General features: G+C 70.8%; 14 protein-coding genes. All 14 read right to left on the reverse strand.

Going from position 1 to position 16,674, the window contains the following annotated elements:
• Window positions 1–68 precede the first annotated feature (68 nt).
• A complete protein-coding gene (locus ACFWBW_RS39320; protein ID WP_385383878.1) occupies window positions 69–1,343 on the reverse strand; it encodes a DivIVA domain-containing protein in 1,275 nt (424 codons plus the stop codon).
• Window positions 1,344–1,425: 82 nt separating this feature from the next.
• A complete protein-coding gene (locus ACFWBW_RS39325; protein ID WP_112450285.1) occupies window positions 1,426–1,722 on the reverse strand; it encodes a YggT family protein in 297 nt (98 codons plus the stop codon).
• A 60-nt stretch (window positions 1,723–1,782) separates the two neighbouring features.
• Window positions 1,783–2,403, reverse strand: a complete 621-nt coding sequence (locus ACFWBW_RS39330) for a cell division protein SepF (RefSeq protein ID WP_385383881.1) — start codon at window positions 2,401–2,403, stop codon at window positions 1,783–1,785.
• 151 nt (window positions 2,404–2,554) lie between these two features.
• Complete coding sequence (locus ACFWBW_RS39335) at window positions 2,555–3,274, reverse strand: YggS family pyridoxal phosphate-dependent enzyme (protein ID WP_385383884.1); 720 nt, start codon at window positions 3,272–3,274, stop codon at window positions 2,555–2,557.
• 3 nt (window positions 3,275–3,277) lie between these two features.
• Window positions 3,278–4,024 (reverse strand): peptidoglycan editing factor PgeF, encoded by a 747-nt coding sequence (gene pgeF, locus ACFWBW_RS39340; protein ID WP_385383887.1) that lies wholly within the window; start codon window positions 4,022–4,024, stop codon window positions 3,278–3,280.
• The gene (gene ftsZ / locus ACFWBW_RS39345) at window positions 4,021–5,220 is read right to left on the reverse strand and encodes a cell division protein FtsZ (protein ID WP_385383890.1); all 1,200 of its coding nucleotides are present in this window, start codon (window positions 5,218–5,220) and stop codon (window positions 4,021–4,023) included. The genes pgeF and ftsZ overlap by 4 nt, the downstream gene beginning before the upstream one ends.
• A 280-nt stretch (window positions 5,221–5,500) precedes the next feature.
• On the reverse strand, window positions 5,501–6,376 hold the full coding sequence (locus ACFWBW_RS39350) for a cell division protein FtsQ/DivIB (protein WP_385383892.1): 876 nt from the start codon (window positions 6,374–6,376) through the stop codon (window positions 5,501–5,503).
• Between the two features lie 31 nt (window positions 6,377–6,407).
• Window positions 6,408–7,502: an undecaprenyldiphospho-muramoylpentapeptide beta-N-acetylglucosaminyltransferase gene (gene murG / locus ACFWBW_RS39355; RefSeq protein WP_250743753.1), complete on the reverse strand. Its 1,095-nt coding sequence runs from the start codon at window positions 7,500–7,502 to the stop codon at window positions 6,408–6,410.
• Window positions 7,503–7,508: 6 nt separating this feature from the next.
• Window positions 7,509–8,939 carry a putative lipid II flippase FtsW gene (gene ftsW / locus ACFWBW_RS39360; RefSeq protein WP_385383894.1) on the reverse strand — a complete coding sequence of 477 codons (1,431 nt, stop codon included), beginning with the start codon at window positions 8,937–8,939 and terminating at the stop codon, window positions 7,509–7,511.
• Between the two features lie 91 nt (window positions 8,940–9,030).
• The gene (gene murD, locus ACFWBW_RS39365; RefSeq protein WP_385383897.1) at window positions 9,031–10,521 is read right to left on the reverse strand and encodes a UDP-N-acetylmuramoyl-L-alanine--D-glutamate ligase; all 1,491 of its coding nucleotides are present in this window, start codon (window positions 10,519–10,521) and stop codon (window positions 9,031–9,033) included.
• On the reverse strand, window positions 10,503–11,573 hold the full coding sequence (gene mraY / locus ACFWBW_RS39370) for a phospho-N-acetylmuramoyl-pentapeptide-transferase (protein ID WP_385383900.1): 1,071 nt from the start codon (window positions 11,571–11,573) through the stop codon (window positions 10,503–10,505). The genes murD and mraY overlap by 19 nt, the downstream gene beginning before the upstream one ends.
• Window positions 11,570–12,988: a UDP-N-acetylmuramoyl-tripeptide--D-alanyl-D-alanine ligase gene (murF, locus tag ACFWBW_RS39375; protein WP_385383903.1), complete on the reverse strand. Its 1,419-nt coding sequence runs from the start codon at window positions 12,986–12,988 to the stop codon at window positions 11,570–11,572. The genes mraY and murF overlap by 4 nt, the downstream gene beginning before the upstream one ends.
• A complete protein-coding gene (locus ACFWBW_RS39380; protein WP_385383906.1) occupies window positions 12,985–14,685 on the reverse strand; it encodes a UDP-N-acetylmuramoyl-L-alanyl-D-glutamate--2,6-diaminopimelate ligase in 1,701 nt (566 codons plus the stop codon). The genes murF and ACFWBW_RS39380 overlap by 4 nt, the downstream gene beginning before the upstream one ends.
• Before the next feature lie 46 nt (window positions 14,686–14,731).
• A partial coding sequence (locus ACFWBW_RS39385; protein WP_385383909.1) for a peptidoglycan D,D-transpeptidase FtsI family protein occupies window positions 14,732–16,674 on the reverse strand: 1,943 nt, incomplete at its 5' end.

A 16,674-nucleotide genomic window follows, 5' to 3' on the forward strand; every position in this document is an offset into this window, starting at 1 on the left:
AGGGCCAGCCCTAGTCACCCAAGAGGGGAAACCGCCCCCGGCCCGAACCGTCTGCCGACGGCTACCGCTTAGTTGTCGTCCTCGTCGATCAGGAAGCCCCGCATGGGAGACGGCGCCTGCTGCATCGGCTGCGGACCAGCCGGCCGCACCGGAGCCATCGGCTGCGTCATCGCCGGGGACATCTGCTGCTGGCCGCCACCGTAGGAGGGGGCCATCGGGGACGGACCGCCCATCGGCGACGGGCCACCCATGGACGGACCGCCCATGGAGTGCATCGCACCGGCCGGAGCCATCGACGGGGTCGGCGACGGCGGCAGCGCGGGACCGGCGGGGTTCCGCGGCGGAGCCAGCGAGTCGTCGGCCTGCGTCTCCAGCTGGCGCAGCTGCGACTCCAGGTAGGACTTCAGACGGGTGCGGTACTCACGCTCGAAGCCCCGCAGGTCCTCGACCTTGCGCTCCAGCGTGGCGCGGGCGGACTCCAGGGAGCCCATCGCGACGCGGTGCTTCTCCTGCGCGTCCCGCTCCAGCGCGTCGGCCTTGGCGCGGGCGTCCCGCTCCAGACCCTCGGCGCGCGACCGGGCTTCGCCGACGATCTTGTTGGCCTCGGAGCGGGCCTCCGCGATCGCCTGGTCGGCGGTCTGCTGCGCGAGCGACAGGACGCGGGCGGCGCTGTCGCCACCGGGACCCTGCTGCGGAAGCTGCTGCGGCTGCTGGTGCATCTGCTGGCCCATCGGCTGCATCTGCTGGCCCATCGGCTGCATCTGCTGCCCCATGGGCTGCATCTGCTGGCCCATCTGCTGGCCCATCTGCTGGCCGAGCGGGTTCTGGCCACCCATGGACTGCTGCTGCATGGGGTTGCCCATCGGGCCGGGACCCTGCTGGCCCATGCCCTGCTGGCCCATGCCCTGCTGACCCATGCCCTGCTGACCCATCTGCTGCTGCCCACCCATGGTGTGCTGCTGCATGGGGTTGCCCATCGGGCCGGGACCCTGCTGGCCGTGCCCACCGGGGCCGGCCGGAAGCTGGGGCGGGCCGCCCGGAAGCTGCGGCTGACCCATCTGGGGCTGCTGCTGCGGGGGGCCGGATATGGCCGCGGGCACGGGGGCGCCGGGGCCACGCTGGTCCTGGGGCTCGGGCTTGCGCATGCCCTGCTGCTGGTTCTGCGCGGCGGCACGCGTGGCGGCCGCCAGCTTGGCGCGCAGGTCCTCGTTCTCGCGCAGCAGGCGCGTCAGCTCGGACTCGACCTCGTCGAGGAAGGCGTCGACCTCGTCCTCGTCATAGCCCTCTCGCAGGCGGACGGTCGTGAACTGCTTGTTCCGCACGTCCTCGGGAGTCAGCGGCATGTCTTCTTCACCTCTACGTAGTCGTCGGCAGTCGGCAGGACCGTATCGGGACTGTCCCCGCGCCTGCGGGGAAGCTCATCGTTCACACGCTTCTCGCAGCGGTGCTCACGAAACTGATGAGGATGTAAACGATGATCATCAGAACGAAGAAGGACAGGTCGAGTGCCACGCCCCCGAGACGCAACGGCGGGATGAGCCGCCGAAGGAGCTTGAGCGGTGGATCGGTGACAGTGTAGGTGGCCTCCAGAACGACCACCATCGCCTTGCCGGGTGTCCATGAACGTGCGAACTGGAACACGTAGTCCATGACCAGTCGGAAGATCAGCACGATGAGGAAGCACATCAGCGCGATGTAAACCACTTGCAGTGCTACGCCCATCCCGCGCTTCCCTCTCCCCTGCTTCCGCCCTGTACCCGGTCCCGTATCTGACGGATCGGTCTAGCTTTGGTTGAAGAACCCGCCCTCCGCGATGCGGGCCTTGTCCTCCGCCGTGACATCGACGTTAGCAGGAGACAGCAGGAACACCTTCTGTGTCACGCGTTCAATGCTGCCGTGCAAACCGAAGACGAGGCCTGCGGCGAAGTCGACCAGACGCTTCGCGTCCGTGTCGTCCATCTCCGTGAGATTCATGATCACCGGAGTGCCCTCACGGAAGTGTTCCCCGATGGTACGGGCCTCGTTGTAGGTCCGGGGGTGCAGCGTCGTGATGCGGTACGGCTCCCGCTCGGAGACGACCTTGGGCATGATCACGGGGGCGTTCTTCTCCAGATTCGAGCGGTCGGGTGTGATGGACGCCACGGGGGCGATTCGCGCAGGACGTCCGTTTTCAACCGGCATTGGGAGGGGTTCTCTTGGCGCCGGGGGCTGAGCAACTCGTACCGGTTCGTCCGATACGGGCGTTTGGTGTGAAACGGGTTGCTGTCGGCGGTCCCGGTCGCGCGACCGCTCCGGCTCCGGCTCGGGCTCGAACTCGTCGTCGGGGTCGTACCCCGGGTTGTCGTACCGGTCGTCCTCCACGAGGCCGAGGTAGACCGCCATCTTGCGCATCGCGCCGGCCATTCTCTGAGTCCTCCGCTCTGTGGTGGATCGCCCTGTCGCAGGTGTCTCGCCGTGTCACGAATGTCACCAACTGCCCGCGATCCACGTGGCCTGTCCGCTCATCAGCGGAAATGACCATATTTTCTGCTGTGGTCCGACTTTCTTCGCGACGTTACCCGAGCCGGGGTCTCGCGCCGAGTACCGCAGTGCCGACGCGTACATGTGTCGCACCGGCCGAAACGGCCTGTTCCAGGTCTGCGCTCATCCCGGCCGACACCATCGTGGCAGCCGGATGGTCCGCGCGCAGGCGGGATGACAATTCCACCAGCCGCTCGAAGGCCGCTTGTTCGCGTCCCGCGTAGTGCCCGGCCAGCGGAGCGACCGTCATGAGACCGTCGATGCGCAGTCCCGGGGCCGCCGCCACGAGGTCCGCCAACTCGGCCAGCTGCTCGGGCGCCGCGCCGCCGCGGGCCCCCCGTTCGCCCGACTCGGCGTCGAGGGCGATCTGCACCAGGCAGCCCAGTTCCCGTCCGGCGCCCTCCGCGGCCGCCGAGAGGGCCGCCACGAGCCTGGGGCGGTCGACGGACTGCACGAGGTGCGCGTATCCCGCCACGGAACGGACTTTGTTCGTCTGCAACTGGCCGACGAAGTGCCAGGTGAGCGGCAGATCCGAGCAGGCCTCGGCCTTGGGGGCCGCATCCTGGTCCCGGTTTTCCGCCACGTGACGGATACCCAGGTCCGCCAGCAGTCGTACGTCGCTCGCCGGGTAGGTCTTGGTGACCACGATGAGGGTCACCTCTTCCCTCTTGCGCCCGGCGGCCGCGCAGGCGGCGCCGATCCGCTCCTCCACCCGCGCGAGGTTCTCGGCGAGCTCGGACTTACGATCCGTCATTCTTCAGTCCAACCAGACATATCCGGCAAGCCGCCCGGTCATCCGGTCGCGGCGGTACGAGAAGTGGTCCCGCGACTCCAGTGTGCAGACCGGGGATCGGCCGAGGTCGGCCACCCCCGCCTCCGCGAGCTGCGCGTGCACCCCGGCGACCACGTCGACGGACGGGGTCCCCCAGCTCGTCTCGGCGTACGCGGCCGGCACCACCTCGGCGACCGCCGCCCGCATCTCGGCGGGAACCTCGTAGCAGCGCCCGCACACCGCCGGTCCGGTACGGGCCACCATGCGCGCGGGGTCGGCCCCGAGCGAGACCATCGCCTCGACGGCGGCGCCCACGACTCCGGCGACCAGTCCGGGCCGCCCGGCGTGGGCGGCCCCCGCGATGCCCGCGACGGGGTCGGCGAGCAGGACGGGCGTGCAGTCGGCGGTGAGGACCGCGAGGGGGAGCCCCCGACGGGCGGTCACCACCGCGTCCACCGCCGGACTGCGCCCGATCCCATCGGCTCGCTCCGGACCCCACGGGCCGTCGACCACCATCACGTCACGGCCGTGCACCTGGTTCATCCAGACCACGAGGTCCGGCGCGATGCCCAGCGCCTTCGCCGCGGCGGCCCGGTTCGCGCGAACGGCGGCCGGGTCGTCTCCGACCGCGCCGCCGAGATTGAGCTCCTCGTACGGAACGGCGCTCACCCCGCCCCACCGGTCGGTGAAGGCGAAGTGGGCGCCGCTCTCGCTGTACTGCTCCAAGGTCACTTCAAGAAGTCCGGGACGTCCAGTTCCTCGGCCGGGCTGTCCTGGTACGGCCGGGCCGTGGGGACCTGCGGGGCCGGAGCCTCGGCGACCGGGACCGGCTCGCTGCGGACCGGCTCCTCGCGCGGGGTGACCGAGCCCAGTCCGCCGAAGGCCGGGCGGACCGGCTCGGCGGCACGGACCGGAGCCGGGGCCGGCTCCTCGCGCTTGGTGGAGGCCGCGCCGATGACGTTGTCGCGGCGGGCCGGGGGCTGTCCGCCGTCGAACCCGGCCGCGATGACGGTGACCCGTACCTCGTCGCCGAGCGCGTCGTCGATGACGGCTCCGAAGATGATGTTCGCCTCGGGGTGTGCGGCCTCGCTCACCAGCTGCGCGGCCTCGTTGATCTCGAAGAGACCGAGGTCCGAGCCACCGGAGATGGAGAGCAGCACGCCTCGGGCGCCGTCGATGGACGCCTCCAGCAGCGGCGAGGAGATCGCCATCTCGGCGGCGGCCACCGCGCGGTCGTCGCCGCGGGCCGAGCCGATGCCCATCAGGGCCGAGCCCGCCTCGGACATCACGGACTTGACGTCCGCGAAGTCGAGGTTGATCAGACCCGGGGTGGTGATGAGGTCGGTGATGCCCTGGACGCCGGACAGCAGGACCTGGTCCGCCGACTTGAAGGCGTCCAGCACGCTGACCTGGCGGTCCGAGATGGACAGCAGGCGGTCGTTGGGGATGACGATGAGGGTGTCGACCTGCTCGCGGAGCTGGGCGATGCCGTCCTCGGCCTGGTTCGCGCGGCGCCGGCCCTCGAAGGTGAACGGCCGGGTGACCACACCGATCGTCAGGGCGCCCAGCGAGCGCGCGATGTTGGCGACGACGGGTGCGCCGCCCGTTCCGGTGCCGCCGCCTTCACCGGCGGTGACGAAGACCATGTCGGCCCCCTTGAGGACCTCCTCGATCTCCTCGCGGTGGTCCTCCGCGGCCTTGCGGCCGACGTCGGGGTTGGCGCCTGCGCCAAGGCCCCGGGTGAGTTCGCGGCCGACGTCGAGCTTGACGTCGGCGTCGCTCATCAACAGCGCCTGGGCGTCTGTGTTGATGGCGATGAACTCGACGCCCTTGAGACCGACCTCGATCATTCGGTTGATGGCATTGACACCACCGCCGCCGACACCGATGACCTTGATGACTGCGAGGTAGTTCTGCGGTGCTGCCACGTCGAAGGCCTCTCGCCTCGAGTTACGTGTCGTTCGCCTCGCGGGCCTGCGGTGCGACGACTGATGCCGAAATTGGGACGGTTCGTACACGCCGACCCGAACCCTAACCCTGAAGTTTAGGGTTATGAGTGTGTCTGTTCCTTGGACTCTTCCGAACAGGACACTAAGTCGACAAGTAGCGCGTGTTCAACGAACACGCCGAACCTCCCGTTTTTCTTTTCACCCTATGTGATCACCCGTATCGGTGGCCAACCAGGGTGCGACGCTGTTCGACCGGACGTCAACTACCGGACACCGCCGGGGCGGTGGGGACGCTCACGTCGAATCGGTCAGCCTTGGGCGAGGCCTTCAGGAGCGCTGTCAGCGCGCGGCCCTTCGCCGCGCCCTGTTCGCCGCTCCCCCAGACCACCGTCCGGCCGCCGGTCAACTCAAGTACCACCGAGTCGTAGGACCGGACCTTGACCTGCACGGTCTCCTTGCGGATCGCTTCCGGGAGGACGCCGGCGATGGCGACGGCCTCGTTCAGCAGCCGTTCCTCGTCGAAGCGGCGGCCGCTCGGAGACTGCCGCGCGCTCAGTTCCAGGAGCGGAACGCCCTTCGGCGCTTGTCCGACCGTGTCGAATCGCACACCGGAAGAGTCCACTTCCACGAACTGCGCGTCCTTCTTGATGAGCAGAACGGGCTTGCGTTCCGTCACCTTCAACCCGATTCCGTGCGGCCAGGCCCGCACCACATCGACCGAATCGATGCGGGACAGGCGGCCGCGGATCCGGGCTTCGATCTCGTCGGTGTCCACGGACACCAGGGGCGCGCCGACGGGAACGGCCGCCGCCGCCAGCACCTGCTCCCGGGTCAGGACCTCGGTTCCGGCGGCGGTGACCTTCTCGACCCGGAGCCAGGAGGACCCGTAGAGGACCCAGGTGCAGCCGGCGGCCAGAAGCAGCGCGAGGGCCAGGCCGGCGACCACGAGGGGTCCCCGGCGCAGCCCTCCCGGGAGCCGCCCGCCGGGACGCGGCCCGCGGGGTCCCCCGGGGCCGGATCCCTTGGGCGGCTTCGGCGACTTGGGAGGCTTCGGGGCCCCCGGCCGCCCGTGCGGGCCGGAGCCCTTCCCGGCGGCTCCCGGACCGCCACGCTGCGCCGTGCTCGCTCCGGCCACTCCTGTGCCTCCTGCGTCGGTGCTTCCCGCGTCAGCGGGCTCTGTTGGCTGCGATCGCCTCGTACACCATGCCGACGAGCAGCTCGTCGGCGTCCCGCCGGCCGAACTCGGCGGCGGCGCGGGACATCTCGTACAGGCGGTGCGGGTCGGCGAGGACCGGGAGGACCTGGCTGAGCACCCACTGGGGCGTCAGTTCCGCGTCGTCCACGAGCAGGCCGCCACCGGCCTTGACCACCGGCTGGGCGTTGAGCCGCTGTTCGCCGTTGCCGATCGGCAGCGGGACGTAGGCGGCGGGCAGCCCGACGGCGGACAGTTCGGCGACGGTCATCGCGCCCGCGCGGCAGAGCATCATGTCGGCGGCGGCGTACGCGAGATCCATCCGGTCCACGTACGGTACCGGCACATACGGCGGCATCCCGGGCATGTTGTCGACACGCGGCAGTTCGTTCTTCGGGCCGACCGCGTGCAGGATCTGGACCCCGGAGCGCTGGAGGGTCGGCGCGACCTGCTCGATCACCTCGTTGAGGCGGCGGGCACCCTGCGAGCCGCCGGAGACCAGCAGCGTCGGCAGGTTGGGGTCCAGGCCGAAGGCGGCGCGCGCCTCCGGGCGGACCAGCGCCCGGTCGAGGGTGGAGATGGAGCGGCGCAGCGGGATGCCCACGTAGCGGGCACCGCGCAGCTTGCTGTCGGGGGTGGAGACCGCGACGGCGAACGCGTACCGGGAGCCGATCTTGTTGGCCAGTCCGGGCCGGGCGTTGGCCTCGTGGACGATGATCGGCACTCCGAGGCGCTTGGCCGCGAGATAGCCGGGCAGGGCCACGTAGCCGCCGAAGCCGACGACGCAGTCGGCCTTGGTGCGGATGAGGATCTCCTCCGCGGCCTTGATGGTGCCGCGCAGCCGTCCTGGGACGGTGATCAGCTCGGGTGTGGGCCTACGGGGCAACGGAACGGCCGGGATCAGTCCCAGCTCGTAGCCGCGCTCGGGCACCAGGCGGGTTTCGAGTCCGCGTTCGGTGCCGAGGGCGGTGATGCCCACGGAAGGGTCCTGCCTGCGCAGGGCGTCCGCGAGGGCCAGCGCCGGCTCGATGTGGCCGGCGGTCCCCCCACCGGCGAGTACGACATGCACCGAAATTCACCGCTCTCCGGACGGACGCTTCTTGACGCGCCGTCTCATCGACTTCCATCTCTGCCCGGTCCGCGGCCGGCCGTTCTTGGGCCTCCGCATCGCGAGCGCCGCCCGTGCCGCCGGCTCCTCACGCGCGAAGGCGATGAGCAGTCCGACCGCGAACATGGTCGGCAGCAAGGCTGACCCACCGTAGGAGAACAGCGGGAGCGGGACCCCGGCGATCGGCAGCAGACCGAGCACCGCACCGATGTTGATCACGGCTTGCGCCGTGATCCAGGTGGTCACGCCTCCCGCGGCAAACCGTACGAAGGGGTCCTCCGTGCGTCCGGCCACGCGGATACCCGCATAGCCTAGGGCCGCGAACAGGGCGAGCACCGACAGCGTCCCCGCCAGCCCCAGTTCCTCACCGGTGATGGCGAAGATGAAGTCGGTGTGGGCCTCTGGCAGTTGCCCCCATTTTTCCACACTGGCACCGAGCCCGGAACCGAACCATCCGCCCGATGCGAGGGCGTAGATTCCGTGGACCGCCTGCCAGCACAGGCCGTTTTCGGGCAGTTCGGTCACTCCGATGCACTGGAGCCGGTCCATGCGGTGCGGGCTCGTCTTGATGAGCAGGGCGACGAGCACGCCCACGAAGGCCAGGACCCCGGCGAACATCCGCGTCGGCGCCCCGGCCAGCCACAGCAGGCCGAACAGGATGGCTCCGAGGATCATCGCGGTGCCCATGTCCCCGCCCAGCATGATGAGCCCGAGCAGCAGGAAGGTGACCGGGACCAGCGGCACCAGGAGGTGCTTCCACTGGCTCAGCAGGTCCCTTTCGCCCTTGCGCGCCAGCAGGTCGGCGCCCCAGAGGATGAGGGCCAGCTTGCCGAACTCGCTGGGCTGGAGCATGAACGGACCGCCAAGGGAGATCCAATTCTGGTTGCCGTTGATCGACACTCCTATCCCGGGCACCTGGACCAGGACCATCAGGAAGAGCGTGCCGGTGAGCACCGGATAGGACAGTGCCCGGTGGAGTTTGACGGGCATCCGGGAGGCGAGCAGCAGCAGTCCGGTGCCGATCGCGGCCGCCAGGAACTGCTTCTTGAAGAAGTACGCGTCACCCAGGCCGAGCTGGAGCGCCTTGATCATGGAGGCCGAGTAGACCATCACCAGGCCGAGCACGGTGATGAGCAGCGAGCTGCCGAAGATCAGGTAATACGCCGTAAGGGGCCGGTCCCAGGCCTGGCGCAACTGCCGCTGCGTGCGCCGCAACCGGGTCAGCGGTCCGCCCCCTGCGGGCCGCCGGGGACGCCGCCCGGGGCTCCCCCGGCCCGGCATCCGGCCGGCCCTGGGGGCTCTGGGGGCGCCGGGTCTGGCTCCCTTGGCGCCCCTGGCTTCCTTGGCGGTGCTGTCGGCGGACGGCCGCCGCCCCGGCAGTACTTGCTTGGCCGGCATCTGTGATCTTCCCCTCCAACTCGTACGAGGCGAGCAGCGGGTCGGCCGGAGGGAACCTGCCCTGGATCGAGCCGGACCCCGGGGGTCGTTCCTAGGCCCGCTCGGCGGCCAGTTCACGCACCGCGTCGGCGAACGCGTCCCCACGCTTGCTGTAGTTCGCGAACATGTCCATGGAGGCACAGGCAGGTGCCAGCAGAACCGTGTCGCCGGGCTCCGCGAGCCGGGCCGCTTCCCGGACCGCCGCGAGCATCGCCCCAGTGTCGGTCCGTGCGAGGTCCACGACCGGGACCTCCGGGGCGTGTCGCGCCAGTGCCTCGGCGATCAGGGCCCGGTCGGCGCCCATCAGGACGACGCCCCGCAGGCGCTTCGCGGCCTTCTGTACGAGCTCGTCGAAGGTCGCGCCCTTGGCGAGGCCGCCGGCGATCCAGACGACCGGCTCGAAGGCCGCCAGGGAGGCTTCCGCGGCGTGGGTGTTGGTGGCCTTGGAGTCGTCCACGTACGTGACCCCGCCCACCTCGTCCACGTGGCTGACCCGGTGGGCGTCCGGGCGGAAGTCGCGCAGTCCGTCGCGGACGGCGCGCGGCTCCACGCCGAAGGCGCGGGCCAGGGCCGCCGCGGCGAGGGCGTTGGCGATGTTGTGCGGGGCCGGCGGGTTGACGTCCGCGACCTCGGCGAGTTCCTGGGCGTTCTTCTGCCGGTTCTCCACGAAGGCCCGGTCGACGAGGATGCCGTCGACGACGCCGAACATGGAGGGGCCGGGGGCGCCGAGGGTGAAGCCGATGGCCCGGCAGCCCTCTTCCACGTCGGCCAGGGCGACCAGGTCCTCGGTCGCCTTGTCCGCCGCGTTGTAGACGCAGGCCACCGTGTTGCCCTCGTAGATCCGGCCCTTGTCGGCGGCGTACGCCTCCATGGAGCCGTGCCAGTCGAGGTGGTCCGGGGCCAGGTTCAGGACGGCCGCGGAGTGGGGGCGCACCGAGGGCGCCCAGTGCAGCTGGTAGCTGGAGAGTTCGACGGCGAGTACGTCGTACTGCTCCTCGCCGAGGACCACGTCGATGATCGGGGTGCCGATGTTGCCGACGGCCGCGGTCCTGAGGCCGGCGGCCTTCAGGATCGAGGCGAGCATCTGGGTGGTGGTGGTCTTGCCGTTGGTTCCGGTGATGGCGAGCCAGGGAGCCGGCTCCCTGCGGGGCTCGCCGGTCCGGGCGGCGCGCTGGTCCTCGGCGACCTCGCGCAGCAACCAGGCGATCTCGACGTCGCCCACGACGTCCACGCCGGCCGCGGCGGCTGCCGCGAACAGCGGGCTGTCGGGCTTCCAGCCGGGCGAGGTGACCACGAGGTCGGTTCCCCGGGGCAGGACCTCGCCCGCCGGGGCGCCGCCGTCCAGGCTGCCGAGGCGGGCCTCGATGCCCAGCTCCGCGAGCTCGGCGGCCCGCGCACGCTGCGCCTCGCCGTCCCCGTTGTCGACGACGGTCACCCGCGCACCCAGCCCGGCCAGGGCACGGGCTGCGCTGATGCCGCTCACGCCGAGGCCGGCGACGGTGATGTTCTTGCCGTGCCAGGCGGTCACTTGTCGGCTGCCCATCCCGCGTAGAAGACTCCGAGGCCCACGATCACGCACATGCCCTGGATGATCCAGAACCGGACGACGACCAGGACTTCGGACCACCCCTTGAGTTCGAAGTGGTGCTGCAGCGGTGCCATCCGGAAGACGCGCTTGCCGGTCAGCTTGAAGGAGCCGACCTGGATGACGACCGACATGGTGATCAGGACGAAGAGGCCGCCGAGGAGCGCCATCAGGAACTCCGTGCGGGAGCAGATCGCGAGGCCGGCGAGCGCGCCGCCGAGGGCCAGCGAACCGGTGTCGCCCATGAAGATCTTGGCGGGCGAGGTGTTCCACCACAGGAAGCCGAAGCAGGCGCCCATCAGTGCGGCGGCGACGACCGCCAGGTCCAGTGGGTCTCGTACCTCGAAACAGGCCGCCGGGTTGGTCAGGGTCTGCGCGTTGGCGCAGGACTCCTGGTACTGCCAGACGCCGATGAAGGTGTACGCGCCGAAGACCATCACGGCTGCGCCGGTGGCCAGGCCGTCGAGACCGTCGGTCAGGTTCACGCCGTTGGACATCGCCAGGATCATGAACAGCGCCCAGACCACGAACAGCACCGGGCCGATCGACCAGCCGAAGTCCGTGACGAACGACAGCTTGGTGGAGGCCGGGGCGAGGTCGCGAGCGTCCTTGAACTGCAGGGAGAGCACCGCGAAGGCGATGCCGACGATCAGCTGGCCGGCCATCTTGGCCTTGGCCCGCAGACCGAGCGAACGCTGCTTGACGATCTTGATGTAGTCGTCGAGGAACCCGACCACGCCCATGCCCGCCATCAGCATGAGCACGAGCACGCCCGAGAAGGTCGGCTGGCTTCCGGTGATCACCTTGGTGAGGGCGTACGCGATCAGCGTGGCCAGGATGAAGGAGATGCCGCCCATGGTGGGCGTGCCCTTCTTCCCTGCGTGACCGCGCGGCCCGTCATCGCGGATGAACTGGCCGTATCCCTTGCGGGCCAGACCCTTGATCAGCAACGGGGTGCCGATGAGGGTGAGGAAGAGTCCGATGACTCCGGAGAACAGGATCTGCCTCATCGACCCGCGACCTCGCCGTCGAGCAGGGCCTCGGCCACCCGCTCCAGACCGGCTGACCTGGAAGCCTTCACCAGCACGACGTCTCCCGTACGCAGTTCACTGCGCAACAGGTCGACCGCCGCCTGCGCGTCGGACACGAGCACCGACTCCTCACCCCACGAACCCTCGTTATATGCGCCCAGTTGCAGCCAGGAGGCTTCCCTGCCCCCGACCGCGACCAGCTTGCTCACGTTGAGCCGGACGACAAGCCGTCCGACCGCGTCGTGCTCGGCGAGCGCGTCGTCTCCGAGCTCGGCCATCGGGCCGAGCACCGCCCACGTGCGGCCCCCGTTCGCCTTGCCGGCACCGCCCATCGCGGCGAGTGCGCGCAGTGCGGCCCGCATGGACTCGGGGTTTGCGTTGTAGGCGTCGTTGACGATCGTCACGCCGTCCGCCCGCTCGGTGACCTCCATCCGCCACCGGGACAGGCTGCCCGCTCCGGAGAGCGCGGTGGCGATCTCCTGTGCGGACATGCCCAGTACGTGGGCGACGGCGGCCGCGGCGAGCGCGTTCGACACGTGGTGCTCACCGTACAGCCGCAAGGTCACGTCGCTGCACCCGGTCGGTGTTCGCAATGTGAAGGAAGCCTGTCCTCTGTCCGTCATCCGGACTTCGGTGGCCCTGATGTCGGCGTCCTCGGCCTCGCCGAACAGCACCGTACGGGCCTTCGTGCGCCCGGCCATGGCACGTACCAGCAGGTCATCGGCGTTGAGGACGGCGATGCCGCCCTCCGCCTCGGACGGCAGGGCCTCGACGAGCTCGCCCTTGGCCTGCGCGATCTGCTCCCGGCCGCCGAACTCCCCGATGTGCGCGGTGCCGACGTTGAGGACCACGCCGATGCGCGGGGGCGTCAGTCCGGCGAGGTAGGCGATGTGGCCGATGCCGCGGGCGCCCATCTCCAGGACCAGGTGCTGCGTGTCCTCGGTGACCCGCAGCGTCGTGATCGGCAGGCCGATCTCGTTGTTGAGGTTCCCCGGGGTCCACACGGTCGGCGCGTGGTGCTGCAGGACCTGGGCGATCAGGTCCTTGGTGGACGTCTTGCCGGCGGAGCCGGTGAGGGCCACGACGTCGGTGCCGAGGCGTTCGACGACGGATCGGGCGAGCGCGCCGAGGGCGGCCACCACGTCGGGGACGACGATGGCGGGAACGCCGACGGGCCGGGTCGCGAGGACGGCCACCGCTCCGGCGGCCAGGGCGCGTTCGGCGTAGTCGTGGCCGTCCACCCGCTCCCCGACGAAGGCGGCGAACAGGCTGCCGGCCCCGACCTCGCGGGAGTCGTAGACCACGGGACCGGTGACCATGACGGACGGATCCGGTATGTCGTGGGGCTGCCCGCCGGTGATCTCTGCGATCTCGGCGAGGGAAAGGGCGATCACTGGTTCACCTCGGCCTGTCGGGGACGCTGGCGCGCTTGGGTCTCGATGGCCGCGCGCAGGACCGCACGGTCGTCGAAGGGGCGTACGACGCCCGCGGTGTCCTGGCCCTGCTCGTGGCCCTTGCCGGCCACCAGCACGGTGTCTCCCGCCTCGGCCCGCGCGACGACGGCGGCGATGGCCGCCGCCCGGTCGGCGTCGACGAGGACGGAACCCCGCTCGGCGGGCGGCACGGACACCGCGCCGCGGAACATCGCGGCGAGGATCGCGAGGGGGTCCTCGGAGCGCGGGTTGTCGGAGGTCAGCACGGCGGTGTCGGCGAACCGGGCGGCCGCGGCGCCCATCGGCGCCCGCTTGGTGGTGTCGCGGTCGCCGCCACAGCCGATGACGACGTGCAGCTTGCCGGTGGTGACCTCGCGCAGGGCCCGCAGGACCGATTCCACGGCGTCCGTCTTGTGCGCGTAGTCCACGACGGCCAGGTACGGCTGTCCCGCGTCGACGCGCTCCAGCCTGCCGGGCACGCCGGGGACCGCGGCGACGCCGTCGGCGGCGGTCTGCGGGTCGAGGCCGGCGGCGGCGAGCGTGACGACGGCTGCGACGGTGTTGGCCACGTTGAACGGGCCGGGCAGCGGGGCGGTCGCCCGGACCCGCTCGCCCGCCGGACCCACCAGGGTCAGGGTCGAGTCCATGTGGCGCGAGACCACGTCCTCGGCCCGCCAGTCGGCGGCCGGGTCGCCCGTGGCGGAGAAGGTCACGACCGGGATCGGCGACTCCTTGGCGAGGCGGCGGCCGTACTCGTCGTCGATGTTGACCACGCCGAGGCGGGCGCGGCGCTCGGTGAAGAGCTGCGCCTTGGCCTGGAAGTAGTCCTCCATGTCGGAGTGGAACTCCATGTGCTCCGGGCTCAGGTTGTTGAAGACGGCCACGTCGAAGACGCACCCGTCGACCCGGCCGAGCACCAGGGCGTGGCTGGAGACCTCCATGGCGACCGCCTCGACGCCGCGTTCGCGCATGACCGCGAAGAGCGCCTGCAGGTCGGTGGCCTCGGGGGTGGTGCGCTCGGACTTGATGCGCTCGTCGCCGACGCGCATCTCGACGGTGCCGATGAGCCCCGTCCTGCGTCCGGCGCCGCGCAGTCCGCCCTCGACGAGGTACGCCGTGGTGGTCTTGCCGGAGGTGCCGGTGATGCCGATCTGGAGCAGGGCCCCGCCCGGCCTGCCGTAGACCGCGGCGGCCAGTTCTCCCATCCGGCCGCGCGGGTCGGCGACGGCGAGGACCGGGAGTCCGGTGGCCGCGGCGCGCTCGGCGCCGGCCGGGTCGGTCAGCACGGCGGCGGCGCCGAGGGCGGCCGCCTGCGCGGCGAAGTCCGCGCCGTGCAGCTTGGCTCCCGGCAGGGCCGCGTACAGGTCTCCGGGGCGCACGGCACGGGAATCGTGCGTGATGCCGGTGATCCGCGTCTGCGCGCCGGGGACTTCCACTCCGAGCAGCTCCGCCAGCTCGCCGAGGGGTGTCGGGCGCACGGACAGGGGGCGTGGCGCTCCCGGCGGCGCTGCCGGTGCGTCGTTCTGGGCGGTTCTGGGCTGATCAGCGTGGGGCACGGCGGTGAGCGTACCGGGCCCGGCGGGCCGCTCGCGAAGCGAGGGCCCGGCCTCGGGGGCGGCGGACGCGTGGTTCCCGGATTCGGGGGTGATCGTTGTCACTGATGGTGCCTCACGCTTTTCTGGGGCGGGCCTGCCGGGGCGGCGGTCACTGACCGGGCTGCGGGCTCGGCCGGGGGCCGGGCTGCACGCCGGGTTCGTAGGTGACCGGGAGTCCGGCGGGGGCGGTTCCGGTGGGAGCGACCTGGAGGGTTTTGAGGGCGAACTCCATGACCTTCTTGTAGATGGGCCCGCAGATCTGGCCACCGAAGTAACTGCCCTTGGTGGGGTTCTGGATGGCGCAGTACACGGTGACGCGGGGGTTGTCCGCAGGTGCGAAGCCCGCGAAGGAGGCGGTGTAGCCCTTGTAGCGGCCGGTGGCCGGATCCACCCGGTTGGAGGTGCCGGTCTTGCCGCCGACCCGGTAGCCGGGGATCCGGGCCCTGGTGCCGGTGCCCTCCTGGTCGTCGACCACCGACTCCAGCATTTCCGCGAGGGTCTTGGCGGTCTCCTTGCTGACCACCTGGTTCTTCGCGGGCGCCGGGGCCGGGGTGAAGCGGCCGTCGGGGCCCCTGGTGCCGCGGACGAGCGTCGGCTCGATGCGGACCCCGCCGTTGGCGATCGTCGAGTACACGGAGGCCGCCTGCATGGCGTTGAGGGACAGGCCCTGGCCGAAGGGGATCGTGTACTGCTGGGAAGTGGACCACTTCTCGGGCGGGGCGAGGATGCCGCGGGACTCACCGGGGTAGTTCAGGCCGGTGGGCCGGCCGATGCCGAACTTGTCCAGGTACGAGAACAGGACCTTGTTGGCCTCGGGCTGCGTCGGACCGAGCTGGCCGGTGGCCAGGATGGTGCCGATGTTGGAGGACTTGGCCAGGACCCCGTTGAGGGTCAGGTACCAGGTCGGGTGGTCGATGTCGTCCTTGAAGAGCCGGTCGCCGCGGTGCAGCCGGTTGGGCACCTCGACGTGGGTGTCGGGCCTGGCCTTCTTCTCCTCCAGGACGGCCGCCATCGACATCACCTTGGCGGTGGAGCCGGGCTCGTACACGTCCTGGAGCGCGGCGTTGCCCATGGCGGCGGAGCTGGCCTTGGACAGGTCGTTGGGGTCGAAGCCGGGGGCGTTGGCCATGGCCAGGACCTCGCCGGTGCGGGTGTCCTGGACGATGACGTACCCGCGGTCGGCCCCCGACTTGGCGACCTGCTCGGTGATGGCGCTCTGCGCGGCCCACTGGATGTCGCGGTCGATGGTCAGCTCGATGTCCTCGCCGGGCACGGCGGGCTTCTCGCTGGACCCGGCGGTCGGCACGCGGCGGCCGCCCGACTGGGCGTACGTGAGCTCGCCGTCCTTGCCGGACAGCTTCTTGTCGAGGGAGGACTCCAGGCCGCCGCCGCCCTTGCCCTCGGCGTTGACGTAACCCAGTATCCCGGCGGCGAGGTCGCCGTTCGGGTACACGCGCTTGCTGCTGTTCTCGTTGAACACGCCGGCCAGGACGTTGGCGCCCGGGCCGTTGTTGGCCTTGTCGGCGGTCGCCTTCTCGGCGAAGACCTTCTTGAGGCCCTTGATCTGGTTCCAGACCTGGGGGGTCTGGCGGCGCGCGAGGATCACGTAGCGGGTGTTCTTCGTCTTCAGCCGCTGGGCGATCTCCTTGGCGTCCTTGCCGAGGATCGGCGCGAGGAGGGCTGCCGCCTGCTCGGAGGCGTCGGGGGCCTTGCTCTCCTGCACCGTGAACATGTGCGGGTCGGCGGTGATGTCGTACGCGTCCACGCTGGTGGCCAGCGCCACGCCCTTGCGGTCGGTGATCTCCCCGCGCTCGGCGGCCAGGGTGTAGCTGGCGAAGCGGTTCTCGGAGGCCTTGGCGGAGTACGCGGACGCGTCGACGGCCTGCACCTGGAGCAGCCGTACGACGAACGCCAGCATCACCAGCGTCAGCCCGACGCTGACCAGCCGCAGGCGGGGCTTGGGGGCACCGAGCCGGATCGTGTGCAGTTTCCTCGCGGGGGCGGGGCGGCGGGTGGCGGGCCTGGCGGCCGGCCGCGCCGAAGCCCGCGCCC

The organism is Streptomyces sp. NPDC059957 (genome assembly GCF_042730015.1).
Taxonomy (GTDB): Bacteria; Actinomycetota; Actinomycetes; order Streptomycetales; family Streptomycetaceae; genus Streptomyces.

Excerpts from the sequence above, each read along its gene's own strand:
- ACFWBW_RS39320 (WP_385383878.1), bottom strand. The coding sequence starts at position 1,343 with ATGCCGCTGACTCCCGAGGACGTGCGGAACAAGCAGTTCACGACCGTC.
- ACFWBW_RS39325 (WP_112450285.1), bottom strand. The coding sequence starts at position 1,722 with ATGGGCGTAGCACTGCAAGTGGTTTACATCGCGCTGATGTGCTTCCTC.
- ACFWBW_RS39330 (WP_385383881.1), bottom strand. The coding sequence starts at position 2,403 with ATGGCCGGCGCGATGCGCAAGATGGCGGTCTACCTCGGCCTCGTGGAG.
- ACFWBW_RS39335 (WP_385383884.1), bottom strand. The coding sequence starts at position 3,274 with ATGACGGATCGTAAGTCCGAGCTCGCCGAGAACCTCGCGCGGGTGGAG.
- ftsW (WP_385383894.1), bottom strand. The coding sequence starts at position 8,939 with ATGCCGGCCAAGCAAGTACTGCCGGGGCGGCGGCCGTCCGCCGACAGC.
- murD (WP_385383897.1), bottom strand. The coding sequence starts at position 10,521 with ATGGGCAGCCGACAAGTGACCGCCTGGCACGGCAAGAACATCACCGTC.
- mraY (WP_385383900.1), bottom strand. The coding sequence starts at position 11,573 with ATGAGGCAGATCCTGTTCTCCGGAGTCATCGGACTCTTCCTCACCCTC.